This window comes from Nonomuraea marmarensis, from assembly GCF_043197025.1.
GTDB lineage: Bacteria > Actinomycetota > Actinomycetes > Streptosporangiales > Streptosporangiaceae > Nonomuraea > Nonomuraea marmarensis.
Window position 1 is genome coordinate 81,099 of the sequence record NZ_JBICRM010000029.1, and the last position, 13,042, is coordinate 94,140.

17 protein-coding genes and 1 pseudogene are annotated in these 13,042 nt (G+C 68.0%); 7 read left to right on the forward strand and 11 right to left on the reverse strand.

From position 1 onward, the window contains the following. Positions 1 to 56: 56 nt before the first annotated feature. Entirely contained in the window at positions 57 to 305 is a 249-nt protein-coding gene (locus ACFLIM_RS36070; protein WP_393172861.1) for a hypothetical protein, read from the reverse strand. Between the two features lie 29 nt (positions 306 to 334). Here ACFLIM_RS36070 and ACFLIM_RS36075 point away from each other — a divergent pair. From ACFLIM_RS36075 to ACFLIM_RS36085, 3 genes and pseudogenes are all read left to right on the forward strand, one after another. Further along, positions 335 to 610 (forward strand): annotated as a pseudogene (locus ACFLIM_RS36075) (DUF5372 family protein); the annotation flags it as partial. 171 nt (positions 611 to 781) lie between these two features. Beyond that, positions 782 to 1,717 carry a helix-turn-helix domain-containing protein gene (locus ACFLIM_RS36080; protein ID WP_393172862.1) on the forward strand — a complete coding sequence of 312 codons (936 nt, stop codon included), beginning with the start codon at positions 782 to 784 and terminating at the stop codon, positions 1,715 to 1,717. Positions 1,718 to 1,851: 134 nt separating this feature from the next. Then, positions 1,852 to 2,628: a hypothetical protein gene (locus tag ACFLIM_RS36085; protein WP_393172863.1), complete on the forward strand. Its 777-nt coding sequence runs from the start codon at positions 1,852 to 1,854 to the stop codon at positions 2,626 to 2,628. A gap of 297 nt (positions 2,629 to 2,925) precedes the next feature. On the opposite strand, the gene ACFLIM_RS36090 is transcribed toward ACFLIM_RS36085, so the two are convergent. From ACFLIM_RS36090 to ACFLIM_RS36105, 4 genes are read right to left on the reverse strand one after another with little or no spacing between them, the layout of a single operon-like run. Continuing rightward, on the reverse strand, positions 2,926 to 3,231 hold the full coding sequence (locus ACFLIM_RS36090; RefSeq protein WP_393172864.1) for a DUF6247 family protein: 306 nt from the start codon (positions 3,229 to 3,231) through the stop codon (positions 2,926 to 2,928). A gap of 26 nt (positions 3,232 to 3,257) precedes the next feature. Next, positions 3,258 to 4,274, reverse strand: coding sequence for a hypothetical protein (locus ACFLIM_RS36095; RefSeq protein ID WP_393172865.1), 1,017 nt, complete (start codon positions 4,272 to 4,274; stop codon positions 3,258 to 3,260). Then, positions 4,274 to 4,570 (reverse strand): hypothetical protein, encoded by a 297-nt coding sequence (locus tag ACFLIM_RS36100; protein ID WP_393172866.1) that lies wholly within the window; start codon positions 4,568 to 4,570, stop codon positions 4,274 to 4,276. The genes ACFLIM_RS36095 and ACFLIM_RS36100 overlap by 1 nt, the downstream gene beginning before the upstream one ends. Positions 4,571 to 4,594: 24 nt before the next feature. Next, positions 4,595 to 4,915, reverse strand: coding sequence for a nitroreductase/quinone reductase family protein (locus ACFLIM_RS36105; protein WP_393172867.1), 321 nt, complete (start codon positions 4,913 to 4,915; stop codon positions 4,595 to 4,597). On the opposite strand from ACFLIM_RS36105, the gene ACFLIM_RS36110 reads away from it, so the two are divergent. Beyond that, complete coding sequence (locus ACFLIM_RS36110; protein ID WP_393172868.1) at positions 4,812 to 5,285, forward strand: helix-turn-helix domain-containing protein; 474 nt, start codon at positions 4,812 to 4,814, stop codon at positions 5,283 to 5,285. The genes ACFLIM_RS36105 and ACFLIM_RS36110 overlap by 104 nt on opposite strands. Here ACFLIM_RS36110 and ACFLIM_RS36115 read toward each other — a convergent pair. After that, a complete protein-coding gene (locus ACFLIM_RS36115) occupies positions 5,282 to 5,524 on the reverse strand; it encodes a hypothetical protein (protein ID WP_393172869.1) in 243 nt (80 codons plus the stop codon). The genes ACFLIM_RS36110 and ACFLIM_RS36115 overlap by 4 nt on opposite strands. A 225-nt stretch (positions 5,525 to 5,749) precedes the next feature. Here ACFLIM_RS36115 and ACFLIM_RS36120 point away from each other — a divergent pair, with 225 nt between their 5' ends. Then, positions 5,750 to 7,171 carry an AfsR/SARP family transcriptional regulator gene (locus tag ACFLIM_RS36120; RefSeq protein ID WP_393172870.1) on the forward strand — a complete coding sequence of 474 codons (1,422 nt, stop codon included), beginning with the start codon at positions 5,750 to 5,752 and terminating at the stop codon, positions 7,169 to 7,171. On the opposite strand, the gene ACFLIM_RS36125 is transcribed toward ACFLIM_RS36120, so the two are convergent. Continuing rightward, positions 7,155 to 7,556: a FixH family protein gene (locus ACFLIM_RS36125; protein WP_393172871.1), complete on the reverse strand. Its 402-nt coding sequence runs from the start codon at positions 7,554 to 7,556 to the stop codon at positions 7,155 to 7,157. The genes ACFLIM_RS36120 and ACFLIM_RS36125 overlap by 17 nt on opposite strands. A 333-nt stretch (positions 7,557 to 7,889) precedes the next feature. On the opposite strand from ACFLIM_RS36125, the gene ACFLIM_RS36130 reads away from it, so the two are divergent. Together ACFLIM_RS36130 and ACFLIM_RS36135 are read left to right on the forward strand one after the other, a co-directional pair. Then, complete coding sequence (locus ACFLIM_RS36130) at positions 7,890 to 8,060, forward strand: hypothetical protein (RefSeq protein WP_393172872.1); 171 nt, start codon at positions 7,890 to 7,892, stop codon at positions 8,058 to 8,060. A 716-nt stretch (positions 8,061 to 8,776) separates the two neighbouring features. Continuing rightward, positions 8,777 to 9,937 (forward strand): hypothetical protein, encoded by a 1,161-nt coding sequence (locus tag ACFLIM_RS36135; RefSeq protein ID WP_393172873.1) that lies wholly within the window; start codon positions 8,777 to 8,779, stop codon positions 9,935 to 9,937. 124 nt (positions 9,938 to 10,061) lie between these two features. Here the strand turns inward: ACFLIM_RS36135 and ACFLIM_RS36140 are convergent, their stop codons facing one another. The 4 genes from ACFLIM_RS36140 to ACFLIM_RS36155 form a co-directional block, all read right to left on the reverse strand. Next, positions 10,062 to 10,709: a DUF305 domain-containing protein gene (locus ACFLIM_RS36140; protein ID WP_393172874.1), complete on the reverse strand. Its 648-nt coding sequence runs from the start codon at positions 10,707 to 10,709 to the stop codon at positions 10,062 to 10,064. Between the two features lie 146 nt (positions 10,710 to 10,855). Next, on the reverse strand, positions 10,856 to 11,521 hold the full coding sequence (locus tag ACFLIM_RS36145; protein ID WP_393172875.1) for a hypothetical protein: 666 nt from the start codon (positions 11,519 to 11,521) through the stop codon (positions 10,856 to 10,858). 171 nt (positions 11,522 to 11,692) lie between these two features. Beyond that, positions 11,693 to 12,646, reverse strand: a complete 954-nt coding sequence (locus tag ACFLIM_RS36150; RefSeq protein ID WP_393172876.1) for a M56 family metallopeptidase — start codon at positions 12,644 to 12,646, stop codon at positions 11,693 to 11,695. Next, positions 12,643 to 13,014: a BlaI/MecI/CopY family transcriptional regulator gene (locus tag ACFLIM_RS36155; RefSeq protein WP_393172877.1), complete on the reverse strand. Its 372-nt coding sequence runs from the start codon at positions 13,012 to 13,014 to the stop codon at positions 12,643 to 12,645. The genes ACFLIM_RS36150 and ACFLIM_RS36155 overlap by 4 nt, the downstream gene beginning before the upstream one ends. Positions 13,015 to 13,042 lie beyond the last annotated feature (28 nt).

The window sequence follows — 13,042 nt, forward strand, 5'->3', positions numbered from 1 at the left end:
CGCAGATTTCCTGTAAGCAATCAGAAGGTTCTGTGACGCTGGGTGATACGTGCTGATCAGGCGTCGAGTGCGACGGGCGGCATCCAGAGGTTGCCGGTGAAGGCGCGGTGGATCGCCTCGAAGGCGCTCAGCCCGTGCTTGCGGGCGCTGTCGAGGTAGGAGCGGACGGTCAGCCAGTGCGCGGCACCGTCTTCGGATTGATGGCAGCCGGAGATCTTCACTTGCGTCTTGACCGGGCGCAGCGCGCGCTCGCCGGTGTTGTTGGACCTCGCCGTCGACTGCGCGCGATGCGGATGATGCGCCATACTCGGCCCGTGTCCGGGTAACGCATCGATTCCATCCGCTGTTCGATCAGGTGCTGGAGTTCGTCAAGCGCCGTAACAACTACGGCAACGGTGATCGGGTATATGTCTACGACACCTGCGGTGAGCTGGTCTCATTGCCGGCCGAGTGGACCGACGTCGTCGCCGAGGACCCGTTCGTCGTCATGGCCGATGGTCGTGCGGCATTCCGCACAGACGACCTGCTGAAGCTCGCCGATCTCGTCGAGCAGATGAGTGCTGGCAGGCCATCAGCGACGCGCTCGGGTGTCAGGTGGATTACGCCGTGAGTGTCGCGATGATTATGTCGATCGCGTTGGCCGTAGCGGTGTCGCTGCTCTGCCTGCCGATGCTTCATGGCAAAAGTAATCAGCGGAGACGGGGCTGCCAGCGGCGTGGTGCCGTGAGGTGTCAGATCTGCTTGAACATAATCTCCTGGACGCGATGGTTCGGGAGGTGGCATGCCCAGGCAGAAGAGGCCCGATCCGAAGGCCGAGGCGTTGCGCGCGAACAGGACATCGAATCCGCGCCCGCAGGCCGTCACCGACGAAGTCATCGTCGCTGCGGACTTCTTCGACCCACGCGACCTGGTGCAGGTGAAGTACGAGATGGTGCGCCGGGTCCGCGAGGACGGGGCCAGCGTCAGCGCTGCCGCCTCGGCTTTTGGGTTCTCCCGCCAATCCTTCTACCAGGCGGCCGCCGCATTCGACGAGGGCGGGCTGGCGGCGCCGGTCCCGGCCAAGCCGGGTCCCCGGGGCGCGCACAAGCTCACCCCCGACGTTGTCGAGCACATCCGGGCACTGCTGGCCGCCGATCCCTCACTGCGGGCGGCGGATCTGGCCCGGGCGGTGGCCGAGCGGTTCGGGCGGCGGGTGCATCCGCGCTCGATCGAACGCGCGCTCAAGCGCTCCGGTCAGGAGCCCGACCGGAGCCTATGCCAAATTCGCCTTGTCCGACGAGTGGCCCAGCACCCGGGCGTGGATTCGCACGGAACTGAGATCCGGGCTTTCCAGCTCACGTTGGGTTGTCCACTCGTGTATGCGCGATCGGTTTTGTGGTGGTCCATCTCGGGAGTCCTGGCCGTGGTGGGCATGTGGACGGTGTTTCCCTGGTCGGGAGGAAACCTCGCTCTGCTGGGCACGCCACTCTGCTCGGGCTTGGAGTTCGATTCCAGTGCGTGGGCGATGCTGCGGTGGCGGACGCCGGCGCGATATTCCGCCGTGGCCGTGCTGCTGCTGGCCTGCGTGGTGCACGCGACGGCCGTCCGCAGAGGTCGTGAGCGGGTAGGCCGGGTGTTCGTGCGGGTCCCGGCGGCCGGCGTTCTGCTGGTGCATGGTTCCGGCGCGCTGTCGCTCGGCGTCGATGTGGGCGTTGACGCGTCTTCTGGCCTTGTGTAGCGGATTTCCTGGTCGGTGACCTCGCTCTCGCGCTGGCCGCGGTGTGTGCCCTGCTGGCGGTACGGGTGCCCGGGGATCGGATGCGACGGTTCGTCCGGCGGCCGGAGTTCAGGCGTGCGGTGTCAGGACTGGGTGTGGGAGCGCTGCTGTGTTTCCTGCCCGTCACCGATGTCACGACCGGGCCGGTCACCGGCGGCGACGCATGCCGGCCGGGGCCAGGCCGCGGTGAGCGGGCCTTTCTCTGCAACGCGCGCACCGCCTTCCCGACGATGCCCGATCATCTGCTGCTGGCATATGGCCGCAGACAATGTGCCCCGTATCCGGACATCACCGTGCACGTCTCGTTGATCCTGCCAATCTGTCCCGCCGCGGCACGGCAGTCGGACAGAGAGATCGCCGCCGAACAGGCGGAGATCGAACGTCAGGAAGCGGCGAGCCAGGAGGCCTGCGATCGGTCTCGGCATCGGCCGTTGCTGAAGCCCGTGGGCGTGGCCCGCGACCGGGTACGGTCGGAGACGGGGCTGCAGGCGTTCGAGGATCACGAACTCACCTCGGACGAACGTCCTGCCCTGCACCATGACCTGGTAGGCAGCACGCCGGGGAACCTGGCGATCTCCACCGACGGTGAAGCGGACATCTGCGTGACCGCGGAGACGTACCGGCGCCGGCCGCCTGTCGAGGTGGCAGGGTGGGACAAGGTGGTGGAGATCGGGTACGAGAGCCCGACGGGGAGATCCGAGCTTGTGGCTGCAGGCTCGGTCGTGCCGCTGAACCTCGCCGTATGGGGCAGGGGGCGCTATCGCGTGCGGGTGCACTATCGGGAACCCGTCTGGGCGGAGAGTCTCCCGCAGCATGTGCTGGTCATGGTGTTTCCGGGCCGCGGCGATCAGGTGGTCGCCCACAAGCGGTGAGGCTGGCCCCATGCGAGAGGCCAACTGAGGTGGACGGGTCGTCAGCAAACAGTGCGGGTGGCGGTCTCGATGACCTGGGTGACCGCGCCGGGCTTGCAGATCAGCGCGGCGTGCGAGCGGCCTTCGAGTGGGAGCCGAGTACCAGGCCAACAACATCGACCGGGACAAGAAAACCCGCGCCCACGTCCGGCAACTCCAAGCGCTCGACTTCACCGTCACCCTGACCCAGGCCGCCTGACCCATACCGCCCTGACCAGCCCCAATCGACGACCACGGCAGGGGTTCGCTGCCGCGAGGTCACGACCGCCGCGCCCGTGCCACTCGCTCCTCCCAGTCGGGGACGGCCTCCTCCAGGGAAACCAACTCGCCGACCCCACGAGCCGCCTCCTGCGCGCGCTGCTCATAGGAGGGATCGGCGAACACGATCGAGTTCAGCCACCACAGATTGAGAAGTTCGGGTAGCCGGTGGTACTCACCCGGCTCCCGGGCCGCCTCCCACGCCTCTCGATACTGCGCGAGAAAAACCGGCCGCCACCTCTCCGGCAGCGCCTGGAGCATCGCCTGCGGATCGAATCGAGGATCATGAACCGGCTGCGCGCTCATGGCTTCACCGTACCCGCCGCAGGCCGTCACGCTCCGGCGGATTCGCGGACGGAGCCAGGCGTGGGGCGGCGGACGCGGGGGACGGGCTGGCCGCGGCGGGCGGCCTCGGCCTTCAGGCGCTTCCTGAGCATTCTGCCCTGGCCGAGGAACGAGCGGTTCCGCTCGCGGCGGTTCCCGGAGAGGCTCCAGTCGTTCAGGGCCCGCTCGACCCGCATGCTCAGCCGGTCGCCCTCTCCGGTCGCGGTCCCGACGAGCACCACGTTCTCCTGCCACTCCATGGCCGGGCCGTGGCGGTGGAAGGTCAGGCACACCGGCCCCTCGGCCGCCTGGACGCCTGCGGGCAGCCGCAGGTCGAAGCCGGCCTCGGTGCGTACGGCGGAGCGGGTGCGCACGGCCAGCGGCATGCCGTCGGCGACCATGGTGACGACGGGCTCGCCCAGGCGTGCCGCGCGGTCGGCGAAGGGCCGCCAGTCCGCCGGCGGGGCCAACCGGCTCGGCAGCCGGGGGCCCGTGGGGGCGGGATCGGAGGCGGGGATCGCGACGTTCCCCGGGCCCGTCCAGACCTCGGGCGTCCTGGACAGGTCGCCCTCGGGCCACCAGATGATCCTCTCGGGGGTGACCTCCACCCAGATGCGGGCGAAATACCACCCAAGCCGCTTCACCAGGAACCACGGCATCCCGGCGAACCCGGCACCGGTCTTGGCGAGCGACTCGCGGACGTACCGGTCGGTGTTGGCCTGCAGATCCGCGTCGCGTACGGTCGCCCGGCCCTGCACGAGGACGATGGATGCCCGGTCCAGTTCGGTGCCCTCGGCGCTGGAGTAGAGCAGCGCGACGCGCGGGTCGCGCCGGGCGCGCTCGGCCTTGCCGGGGTAGGTGAGCCCGGTGCTCACGTCGAGCGTGCCGCCCGCGCCGACGTACGGCGTGACGGCCCAGGTGACGGGCCGGCCGTCGCGGGTGAGCGAGGCGTACTCGCATACCATGGCGCGGTCGAAAATCTCGGCCGCCTCGCGCGGCCACGTGGTCGATGCGGATGTGGTCATCACGACTCCAAGAGAGCGTTTGCGGGGGCGGTGGCGCCGTACAGGCGGGTGAAGCGCCGCCGGTAGGCCGGCCACCAGAACAGGCGGAACATGAGCCGGGCCACGACGGGCAGGTCGGCGTACGACGCCGCAAGCAGGTCGGCGTCCGCACTCGAGGCGAGCCAGCCGAAGATGACGGGGACCCGGCGGGCGTGCATCGCGAGGAGGGCCAGGAGGGCTCGCGCCTTCGGCGGTCCGGCCGGTACGGCCTGCCCGGCCACGACGAGTTCTATGGGTCCGAGGACGTTCAGCCGCACAGGGCCAATGGTAGGGAGGCGCCTTCAACCGGTCCAGTTGTCACATTTCCGGAGCCGTCCGGCGTTCCAGCACCACGACCGGGATCGTGCGAGCCGTCTGGCGCTGGTAGTCGCGTACCCCGGAGCGACGCGCACCACCTGCTCGAACAGCCGGTCACGCCGGGCGCCCTCCGCCGGGGTCGCGATCGCCGGGAAGACCTCCCGGCCGAGCTCCACCCGTACGGCCGGATGCGCCAGCACATTGTGGTACCAGACGGGGTGGCGGGGCGCTCCGCCCGCGGAGGCGACCACCAGCAGCAGGACGTGCTCCTGCCGCGATGAGGCGACCGGCCAAAAGCTCGGCAAGGCCTGCCCGAAGCTGCGCCGTCCCGGCGGTGGTGGTGAACGCTGGAGCAGGAAATCACCTCGTGGAGCAGGGACTCGATTCGCTGCAGGAACTGCTGTTCGCCACCGCCGACCCGGCAACGCTCGACGCTTTCTGCACCGCAGTCCTCGGCGACCTCGAGACGGCGGACCTTGCGGCGTCCTTGTCGAAACCCTTGCGGCGTGGCTGGCGGCCCGGGGGTCCACGGAGGCCACCGCCCGCCGCCTCGGGGTGCACCGGCACACGTTCAGCAACCGCATGGAACGGATTACCCGGGGTGATCAACTCGAGGTTGGTCACCCCGGGAAGGAGTCCTCGAATATCGGCTGGCCCTTCGCATCCGCGAGCTAGAGCGTGCCTGACCCAGCAGCTAGATGGTCGCTGATCGCGTCGAACATCCGCACTGCGGAGAAGCCTTTCCAGGCGCCGTCACACTCTGGCTCCGGGTCCTCCCAGCTGGAGAGCTTCACCCCGGCCATGCCGGTGGCCCGGTCGATGTAGACCAGCTGGCCGTGGATGCCTATACAGAGCAGCACGTCACGACTGGCCGTGGGGAACCAGAACATGCTGCGGTACATGCCACCGGGCATCCAGGTCTTCTTGGGGCTGGCCGCGAAGGCCCCGTTGGTGGGGATGTCGCGTGCTACTTCGTCGCTGACCAATCTGACGATCGGTGTGGTGCGAACAACGAGGGACGGAGGTAGTCAACTGCCCATGCCAGGTAGGTGGGGAACGTGTGGATCAGGGTGCTCGGCCCCTTGCAGCTTTGGAATGGTATGGCGTGGACGGGGATTCGGGCGGCGCAACCGCGTTTGGTGCTCGCGGTCCTGCTGGTGGAAGCGGGACAGATCGTGACGACGGATCGGCTGGTTGACGAGCTGTGGGGGGACAAGCCGCCGCGGACCGCCACCGGCACGGTGCAGGTGTATGTGATGCGGCTGCGCCGGATGCTGGAGGGCTCGCCGGTCGGGCTGGTGACGCGCGGGCACGGGTACCAGTTGGTGGCCGACGACGGCGCTGTCGACGCCTCGCTATTCGAGCGGGACGCCGAAATGGGCAGGCGTAGCCTTGCCTCGGGGAAGACGCGTCATGGGGTCGGGCGGTTGTCGGAAGCGCTCGGGCTGTGGCGCGGCAGGCCGTTCGCTGACGTACCGGCCACTCAGACGGTGACGGGTGCGGCGGAGCGGCTCGAACACCTGCGCCTGACCGTCATCGAGGACCGATTCAGTGGCGCTCTTGATCTGGGGCGGCACGCGGAGGTGGTCGACGAGCTGGCGGAGCTGGTCCAGGCGCATCCCTTCAGGGAACGGCTGCACGGGCTGCTCATGACGGCCCTGTTCAGGTGTGGCCGCCGGGCCGAAGCCCTGGCCGCCTACCATCGGGTGCGTGACACCCTCGTGGCCGAGATCGGCCTCGAACCGAGTTCTGAACTGCGCCGACTGCATCAGGCGATCCTGACCGACGGCGCAGAGCCGGCGGCACCCGCTGAAACTGCTCACCTCAGGCGGCTGGCACCTCCCACGGGGGCACTGCTCGACGATGCCCGGCTCCCTGATGAGGTGACGGGGTTCGTAGGCAGACAGGCCGAGCTGGCCCTGCTCGACTTGGCGGTGGGCCGTGGCGCGACGGTGGTGGCGATTGACGGCATGGCAGGCGTGGGGAAGACGGCTCTGGCCCTGCACTGGGCCCACCTGAACCGAGACATGTTCTCCGACGGTCGGCTGTACGTGAATCTGGGCGGGCAGACGAGCACGTCACCGCCTCGTTCGGCCGATGTACTCAGCCGCATCCTGCGGTCCTTCGGTGAACCGGAGGAGGAGATCCCCTTCGACGCTGAGCGGCTGACGGCGCGGTATCGCGAGTTGCTCGCCGGTAGGCGCACGCTGGTGCTGCTTGACCACGTCCGCGACGCAGAGCAGATCCGGCCGCTGCTTGCCGGGGTTCCAGGATGCGTCTTCGTGGTGACCAGCCGGGCTCCCCTCGACGGGCTGTCTCATCAGCCCCATCACCCGCAAGTCCATCTCGACGTACTCAGCCCGGCCGAGGCTGGGAAGCTGCTGGAACACCTGGTCGGCGCACTACGGATGAGCGCGGAGCCAGAAGCCGCAGCGGAGCTCGTACGTGCCTGCGCCTACCTCCCGCTCGCGTTACGGGTGGCCGCGGTCGGCGTCGTGGGCCACCCCGGCCGGGCCATCGCGGACTACGTAAGGAACCTGGTCGTCAAGGCACCGCTGTGACGGCGAAGAGGGCCTCTTGCGTGGGGTTCGGGCCCGGCTTCGAGATCCGAACGGTGACCGTCCAATCGCCCAGCATGCTGAAGAGCTCGCCATTGGCCTCGTATCGGCCCGGCGCGATCTGCCGTGCGCGCAGGAGTTCCCCGGTCATGCCCATCGTCGACATGGTCGCGCGAACGTCGATGTCGGCGGGAGCGACGGGTCGGCCATCAGCGCCGGCAACGTGGACGGTCGCGATGCGCCGACCGAGCGAAGCGCCGTCCAGATCCAGCCGAACGTGATAATCGGCCGTCTGCGCACGCAGAGAGACGGGGCTTGGAGCCTGACCGGCACCCACCAAGATCACCGTGACGACCCCCGCGACGGCGCAGGCCACGATGATGATCAAGCGTCTCATGGGGTGCCGAAGGCGGATCGCGGCTCCAGCCGGCACCACATTGTCCGGATTGGACATCGACATAGCCCGTCTCTCCCGGAATGGGGGGAATCGGATGATGCCCGGCACCGTATGGGTGGCCGCTCGACTGCCACTGAATCGACGCCAAACGCGTCCCATCGGGTCGGGCCAACGCGAGTTCAGAGCGGGTTCAGCGGTCCCGCGTACGTTGTCGAAGACACGAGAACATCCGTACGCGTTGGCAGGAACCGCGTCGTCCCGGCGTCGGATAGGTCTGCGCGTCCAGATGATCCCTGAGTGCGCCCTGCCACAGAAGGAGGACACATGGCGAACACGTCAGTTGTGGAAGACGGGTTCCCGCTCGACGATCTGCGAGTCGAAGAGCTGGAGCCCCGGCTGGAGTTCACCGCCGGGGGATGCTGGGTGATCGATGGTGTTTGCACCTTCTGCATGGGGTCGCCGACCCAAGGCATTGAACTCTATTGTCTCGAATGAGGTCCGCCTCAACGACGACATCGGGTGCTGACGGGCAGGCGTGATCTACTCGTCACCGCCCTCGGCAGGGTGGTCGAGCCGTGGCGTACGCAGGACGCTGCGGTGCTCACCGGCATCCGGCCGACCGATGGCCGGCGCGTCCAGGTGGCAGCAGACGTACCTGCTGGAGCGCAGCAACGGAAGCTGTATCCGACCGTATGTCGTCCCCGGCCGGCATCGCCGCCGGCGGGGTCGGCTGACGCGCTGCCAACGGCGCGAAGCCTGGAGACCCCAAGAGGAGACATCGCCTGGCCCGGCTACCCGCAGGGCTGTTGTCGACGTCCGAGTACGCCCTGCCACGTCAGGCGCCATTCAATCCTCGGATGGGGTCGAACTCATCAGTGACTCCTACCGACACATGGAGGACAAGTGGAGATCACATCAGTTCTCGAAGCAGGGTTCCCGCTCGATGATCTGTTAGTCGAAGAGCTGGAGCCGCGACTGGAGTTCACGGCGCCCCAGTGCCTATGGGATTGCTGCCCCAACGCGACCCTCGACACACCCGAGGGGCCCATCATCATCATGCCCCCATGCATCACGGGATGAGATCGACTCAGCCGACGAGAGTGGTGCTGGCGGGCCCCGCATGGTCTGCCTGCCAGCACTGTCCGTACTCTCTGGAAGGAAGTGGCTGAGCCTTGGATACGCGGGATTCGTCGCCCACGAACGGTCAACCGATGGCCGGCATGTCCGACCGGCAGCAGACCTACCTGCTGGAGACCGGCAACGGAAGTTATCTCCGATTGTCCGCCATGGCCTATTTCGTGCTGACTCGGATCGACAGTGGGAGCGCAGCGGATGAGGTGGCACAGGATCTGAGCCACCAGCTCGGCCGCGTGGTGACCGCCGCGCACGTCGATGCCGCCTACGCGCAGGTACGGCAGCGGATCGACGCGATCACGCAACAACCACGCCGCCCCAAGCCGTTCGGCCTGTGGCTTCGCATCCGTCTCCTGCCGATCTCGGCGGTCGGTTGTCTGTCGCGGCACCTGTCACGCCTTTTCCACCCAGCGGCGGCAGCGCCACTTGCCCTCTTCACAGCACTGGCGGCGATCCTCACCTTGACCGCCGGCGCACCGGTCCGCCAGAACATGATGGATCCCGGCGCGTCGTTCCTGCCCCTGCTGGGACTGTTCATGGTCTCGATGCTCGCGCATGAACTGGGCCACGCCAGCGCCAGCATGCGATACGGCGTCCCCGCTCGCGACATCGGCATCGGACTTTACGTGATCTATCCGGTGTTCTACAGCGACGTCACGGGGGCATGGGAACTCACACGTCGCCAGCGCGTGGTGATCGATCTTGCCGGCGTGTTCTTCCAGTTCTTCGTCGGCGCCGTCTACCTGGTCATTTACCGCCTGACCGGGTGGGAGATCTTCTCCCTCGCGGCCGCGAGCGTCTTCTTCCTCGGCCTGTTCACGCTGCTACCGATCTTCAAGTTCGACGGCTACTGGCTGTTGACGGATCTGCTCGGCGTGGTCAACCTGTCCAGGCAGGTACGCAAGGTCGCGGTTCACGTCCTCGACCGCCTGCGGCGCGGGCCAGGAACGCGCCTCCCTTGGCCCACGTGGGTATCGGTCTCGGTGCTGATCTACGGCGCCCTCACCGTCGCCTACCTCGTCCTGTTCACGGTTAATCTGGCCTTGGCGCTCCCCGACCTCGCTGCGCAGTATCCCGCCCGCGTCGTCGGTTTGCTGCGTGACCTGTATCTCCCGCCGCACACGCCGGCAGCGGGTCGCGTGGCAAGCGTCCTCGGTCCGACCTACATACTGCTCGGCGTCGGGTTGGCGGCTGCGACCTTGAGCAGGCGCCTGATCCAGGCACGGCGGCCGTCCTGAACCGAGCTTGAGTCCCGTCAATGGCGAGGATGTTGACGGTGGCAGGTGACGAAAGCCGAACCAGCCGGTGCCTATCCCCCACGAATCCAGGCCGGACAAGGGGCTCAAGGACATTCTGGGCCGGTCACATCGGGCAGGGCATGCCCATGCCCCCGCCACCGCCGAACCAGTTGGCCAGGTACTGCTGCATCTGGAGCATTTCGGCATGCTGGGCGTCGCGCACTTTGGTGGCGAAGGTGGCGATCTCGGGGTGTTGGATGCGCCCGTGCATGAGCAGCTGCTGGGACATCATCACGGCCATCATGTGGTGCGGGATCATGTCCTGCAGGAACGTCTTGTCCAGCGCATCTCCCGATAGCTTGGACAAGTCGGGCATCATCGGCTGGTAGTCGGTCGCTCTCGAACGCCCGGGGTACCAGGTGGCCAGCCATTTGTTCATCGTGGCGATCTCGGCGCTTTGCGTGGTGACGATCGACGCGCCCAGGGTACGCATTTCGGTCCGGGCCGAGCGCTGGAGCTGCTTGGCCGCCTGCACCGCCTCCTGGTGATGGGCCACCATCTGGGCGAGGTAATCGGCCTCGTCGCTGACGCTCACGCCACACATCGGGCCGTTTGGCTCCATCGTGCCCCAGCTGGTCGGTGAGGCGGTCGGCCGCTGGGCCGTGGCTTGCCGCGGCGGGCTATCACGGTCGGCCGCGACGGCGATGCCCATTACCGCCGTGGTCGCCAGCACCGACCCGGCCACGATACCCGCAAGTGCCGAACGATTCATCTCGGCCTCCAAGACTTTCCGAGGCGTTCTCCTGCCCTCAGACAGGGGTAACTCACCGGTGTCGGTGCTATCGAGCCTGATCGCCGGGCGATGGGTATGTCAGGCCTGAGTCTGCCGTCCCGAGATGAAGTGCCCGCTCGTGGACCTCATTCGCCCTCCTGGAACTGGTACGTGGCAGGAGGGCGGAAGGCCGGGTCGGGCTTGCCGTACACCAGGGCGATCTGCTGGTGTGCCTTGATGACGATGTCGGCGGGGTTGCCGCCGACCTGCTTGCCGTTGACCTGGGCGGTGAGCGTCTTGCCTGCGCCGGTCTTGAGGGCGCCGAGCTGGTCGACCGACAGCGCGACACCCCATTGCTTGAAGACTTGGCCGAGGGTGTAGGTGTCGCCCTTCGTCTGGGCTTCGACGTGGATCACGCCGCGGTCGTCATGGGTGTGCAGGGCGCTCATCGCGCCGGACTGCTCGATGCCGATGTTGGCGGCGACCGGGACTGGCTTGCTGTCGACGAAGATGTCGAGGTGGGCGTGGTAGTGGTCGGCGGTGCCCATGGGGCCGGTGCTGAGGCCGGCGGCCTTGATGCCTGGCATGGGGTTGGCCGGCAGGGCCCACGGTGGGTTGCCGCCGTCTCCGGAGGGCTTGGATTCGGCTTCGCGGTCTTGGACGATTCCGTAGCCCAGCGCGGCCAGGGCTGCGACGGCGATCACTGAGCCGATGCTCGTGATCAGGAGCTTGCGGCGGCGGTCCTGGCGCTGCTGGGTCGCTCGCAATTCCTCGAGCCGTTGCCGAGTCTCCTTGGTCTTCTTCCCGCCCATATGGAATGCTCCCGCTCGACTGTTTACCTAACCTGCTTAGTTATACCTAAGGAGCTTAGTCCAATCTGGAGAGAGCGAGGCACGATGCGGCTTTCGTGGGGTTCCGTCGACTGGCATGCAGGGTTGACGATCGTTCAGATCGGCCCAGCGACCAGCAGGGGTTCGCCGTGCTCAGGTGATGACGACGCAGTAATTCTGGCCTGCCGCGGCCACCGCCGGCGCGGCCGCGACGGCCACGGGTGCGGTCATCATCCCCAGCGCAAAGATCGAGGCCGGTACGACAACGGCCGCCTTCAACGGCCGGCTACCGCCGAGTAGGCGACGTACCCTTCGGCCGGTGTGCCGGCCGGAGGCGGCGAGCGCCGCGGCCGGGGTCATCCGGTCATCGGCCAGAGTGAGCAGGGCATCGGCCACGGTGAGCCTGCCGGCCCGCTTGACCGCGGCATCGTCGGCCACCAGCTCGGTCAACCGGCTGATCTCCTCGGCCGCGACCGCGAACAGCGGGATGACGGGGAAGGCCCGCTTGAGCCCGCGGGCGATGGCCACGAGCAGATGGTGGCGCCCGCGAAGATGCGCCCGCTCGTGCGCCAGCACCGCCGCGAGCCGCCGTTCGTCGAGCGCGGCCAGGGCGGACGTGGTCAGCACGATCCGGCCGCCGCGGCCGGGCAAGCAGTACGCGGTGGCGGCGGAATGCTCCAGCACCAGGGCGCCCAGGTCGGCGTCCCGGTGGGCCACCATGTCCAGCACGGCCAAGTGCCGGCACCGCTCACGCCGGGCGGCGGCCAGCTCCGCCGCCACGCCGTACAGGGCCCTCACCACGATCGTCGCCGAGACCGCGAGCCCCGCCGTGACCGCCAGCGCGCCGTGCGGCGTCGCGTATGCGGCGCGCAGCATCAGCACGCACGCGTTCAGGAAGGCCGCCAGATCCGCGCCGAAGGCACTGGCGGGCACCACAAGCGTCAGCCCTGCCAAGGTCGCCGCGCCCACCACCGCCACCGCCAGCGACTGCCAGGCCAGGATGGCCAGCCGTGGCGCCCTGTCGAGCCAGGCGGCCCGGCGCAGCGCCCACGGACCCAGTGCGCCCAGGACGGCCGCGTAGGCCGTCAGGATCAGCGCGACGTTCACGTGACGGACTCACCGGATCGGGCCGCGTCCAGCAGGGAGCGCAACTCGTCCACCTCCGCCTGGTCCATCCGCTCGACGAACCTCGCCAGCGCGGCGGTGCGATCGGAGCTCTCGTCCAGCGCCCCGGCCATCAGCCCGGCGACGTAGTCTTCCCGACTGGCCTTCGCCCAGTACAGGTAGGCGCGCCGCTTCAGCTCACGGTCCACCCACTCCTTACGGAACAGGATGTCCATCACCGTCTGCACGGTGGTGTAGGCGACGTCGCGATCCTCGCGGATCCGGGCGACGACCTCGCGCACCGGCAGCGCACCGTCGGCCGCCCACATCACATCCATGATCGCGGCTTCCAGGTCACCGAGTCTGCGCACCCCGCCTCCTCCGTATCACCTAAGTTCC

Coding starts and splice junctions, on each gene's coding strand:
- ACFLIM_RS36070 (WP_393172861.1), bottom strand. CDS start 305: ATGGCGCATCATCCGCATCGCGCGCAGTCGACGGCGAGGTCCAACAAC.
- ACFLIM_RS36080 (WP_393172862.1), top strand. CDS start 782: ATGCCCAGGCAGAAGAGGCCCGATCCGAAGGCCGAGGCGTTGCGCGCG.
- ACFLIM_RS36090 (WP_393172864.1), bottom strand. CDS start 3,231: ATGAGCGCGCAGCCGGTTCATGATCCTCGATTCGATCCGCAGGCGATG.
- ACFLIM_RS36095 (WP_393172865.1), bottom strand. CDS start 4,274: ATGACCACATCCGCATCGACCACGTGGCCGCGCGAGGCGGCCGAGATT.
- ACFLIM_RS36115 (WP_393172869.1), bottom strand. CDS start 5,524: ATGCCCGGTGGCATGTACCGCAGCATGTTCTGGTTCCCCACGGCCAGT.
- ACFLIM_RS36130 (WP_393172872.1), top strand. CDS start 7,890: ATGGCGAACACGTCAGTTGTGGAAGACGGGTTCCCGCTCGACGATCTG.
- ACFLIM_RS36135 (WP_393172873.1), top strand. CDS start 8,777: ATGGCCGGCATGTCCGACCGGCAGCAGACCTACCTGCTGGAGACCGGC.
- ACFLIM_RS36140 (WP_393172874.1), bottom strand. CDS start 10,709: ATGAATCGTTCGGCACTTGCGGGTATCGTGGCCGGGTCGGTGCTGGCG.
- ACFLIM_RS36145 (WP_393172875.1), bottom strand. CDS start 11,521: ATGGGCGGGAAGAAGACCAAGGAGACTCGGCAACGGCTCGAGGAATTG.